Genomic DNA, 2,349 nt, shown 5'->3' on the forward strand with positions numbered 1-2,349 from the left:
CTCGTCCCCCCGGTAGAGGCCCTCCAGCGCGGTGTCCACGACCGTCGAGACCGACAGCAGCCGGGCGAAGCCCGCCCGCCCGAGCACCACCGCCGCCGCGCCGTCCCCGTAGACCAGGCCGGGCAGGTCGGCGCGCCACCGGTCGAAACCCGGGCCGTCGAACCGGTCGGCCGTGGTGACCAGCGCGGAGACGCGGGACGGGTCGGCGGCCAGATACGAGGCGGCCAGCTCCACCGCGCCGAGCGCGCCCGCGCACATCTGCTGCACGTCGAGCGCCGGCGCGTACCGTCCGGCGTCGCCGAGCACCTCCCGGTGGACGTACGAGGCGGCCGGCCAGTAGTCGATGCCCTGGAACCAGGCCGAGGCGTGCAGCAGCAGCGCGACCTCTGACGGCGGCAGGCCCGCGCGGCGCAGCGCCGACCGCGCCGCGGCGACGGCCATCTCGGGCGGCGCCTGGTCGGTGGCGACGGTGATCGAGGCGTACTCGTCGGCCGCCAGGTCGGACGGGGCGTAGCGACCGTCCGCGACCGCCTCCGCGACGTCCACGGGGGAGGGGAGGCAGTGGGCCAGACCGGCGAGGAAGAGACCGTCGCAGCGCATGCGCACCTCCGGGGACGGTGACGGCTGACGCCGATCACACTACGGTGATCTCCGCCGAGGCACGAGAGGCCGTTTCTCCGGCGCAGGCAGGCGTCACCAGCGGACGGCGGGGCATTGCCGCGCGTCGGCTCCGGTGCCGCGCTCTACTCCCAGGTCGCGGTGTCCGGGTCGATACCGTGGGTGCGCGCGCTGGCGTCGACGATCCGGCGGAACCACGCGGCGAGGCCCGGGCGGATGCCGTCGTAGTGGGCGGCGAACCCCGGATCGGCCTCGAACATGCGCCCGAGGCAGACCTGCATCTGCCTGGTGAGCGGGAAGTAGGAAGCGAAGACTTCGCGGTGCCGTTCGGCGAGCCGGTTCGCTTCCGGGCTGCCAGGTGCGACGCCCGCGTCCATCGCCTCAGCGAGGGCGCGGTCGAGGTCGGTGACGGCGTCGGCGATCGCCTGCCATTCCTCCGGGCCGCGAGCGGCCGAGCGTTCGGCGTACTGCGACCACTGCGCCGTGTGTCCGTAGCGCCGCCGCGCCTGGGCGTGCTGGTCGGGATTCCATCCGGGGCCGAAGATCGCGGCCTGCTGGTCGGCGGTCAGCAGCGGGCCGCGCTCGTGGGCGTCGATCATCCGGTCGAGCCCGGCGCTCAGCCGCTGGAGGCGGTCGATCCGCTCGGCCACCTGGGCCCGCTGCGCACGCAGCGCGGCGGGCACATCGGTGGTCGCGTCGTCCAGGACGTCCCGGATCCGGTCCAGGCCGAGCCCGATCTCGCGGTAGACGACGACGCGGTGCAGGCGTTCCAGGTCGGCGGCCGTGTAGAGCCGGTACCCGGCGGCCGTGCGCAGGGACGGGCACGCCAGGCCGATCTCGTCCCAGTGGTGCAGTGCCCGGACCGTCACGCCCAGACGCGCCGAGACCTGACCGACGGTCAGGCCGGCGTCGTCGCTGGAATCAGGCATGGTCCCCATTGTCGCGGTCCCGGGCGTCCGGCGGGGTGATCCCGACGGCCGCGAGGTCCCGCGCTTCCGGGCTGGCCGGATCATGGGGCTTCGCCGCGGTGAGGACGATCCGAGCGTTCTCCGGGGTGATCACCGTGATGTCGCGGGTGGTCCACGGGGTGTCCCGCGGCCCGTCGACCGAGTCCGGGCGCAGCGCGCGGCAGGCGTCGGCGAGCGCGTCGACCTGGCTGAGCACGCAGGAGAAGCTGAAGCTCATCGCCGGTGGCTCGTCGGGAACGTCCTCGGCCGAGACGAGGAGCACGTCCTGGAACGCCCACCTGCGCAGATGCACGAGCCTGCCGGGGATGGAGAACAGCTCGATGAACCCCAGCCCCCGGGTCCAGAAGTCCACGGACGCCGCCAGATCGTTCGTGGGGATGGTCGCGAACGCGGGCATTCCGTAGATGCCGCGGTACGGCTCCGGCGGAACCGCGTCGGGGCCGGGGGCGGGCACGGGGCTGATCTCGAACGCGTCGTAGTAGTCGCTCATGCAGTGCACCCTCCAGCCTCACGCGGCGTGAGGGTCAAACCGAGCACGAACGGCCTGGTCGGCGCGTTGGGGGCTCCATCAGAGGCTGTGGGCGGAGATGTCGCCGCGGGACGTCGTCGCGCGGATGTCGAGCTCGGCGGTGCCGTCGTTCTTCAGCGCGTTGCTGACGCGGCCGTAGGAGGTGCCGGCGTCCAGCGTCGCGGAGACGCCCGTGGCCGCGCCGACCGAGATGTCGCCGCTCTGGGTGCGCAGGACGACCTTGCCGCCCTTCGC

3 protein-coding genes and 1 pseudogene are annotated in these 2,349 nt (G+C 73.6%); all 4 read right to left on the reverse strand.

What is annotated here, in order from left to right:
• Positions 1-600, reverse strand: a 600-nt coding sequence (locus AB0J52_RS36645; RefSeq protein WP_500187506.1) for a beta-ketoacyl-[acyl-carrier-protein] synthase family protein, incomplete at its 3' end; no start/stop codon positions are given.
• A 143-nt stretch (positions 601-743) separates the two neighbouring features.
• Entirely contained in the window at positions 744-1,547 is an 804-nt protein-coding gene (locus tag AB0J52_RS36650; protein ID WP_500187507.1) for a MerR family transcriptional regulator, read from the reverse strand.
• Positions 1,540-2,076, reverse strand: a complete 537-nt coding sequence (locus tag AB0J52_RS36655) for a VOC family protein (protein ID WP_500187508.1) — start codon at positions 2,074-2,076, stop codon at positions 1,540-1,542. Before AB0J52_RS36655 ends, AB0J52_RS36650 begins: the two co-directional genes overlap by 8 nt.
• 78 nt (positions 2,077-2,154) lie before the next feature.
• Positions 2,155-2,349: pseudogene (locus tag AB0J52_RS36660) on the reverse strand (DUF4097 family beta strand repeat-containing protein); the annotation flags it as partial.

Origin of the sequence: Spirillospora sp. NPDC049652 (genome assembly GCF_040675125.1) — a bacterium.
GTDB lineage: Bacteria > Actinomycetota > Actinomycetes > Streptosporangiales > Streptosporangiaceae > Spirillospora.

What these genes read in the sequence shown, in the direction of transcription:
- AB0J52_RS36650 (WP_500187507.1), bottom strand. Translation starts at nt 1,547, where the DNA reads ATGCCTGATTCCAGCGACGACGCCGGCCTGACCGTCGGTCAGGTCTCG.
- AB0J52_RS36655 (WP_500187508.1), bottom strand. Translation starts at nt 2,076, where the DNA reads ATGAGCGACTACTACGACGCGTTCGAGATCAGCCCCGTGCCCGCCCCC.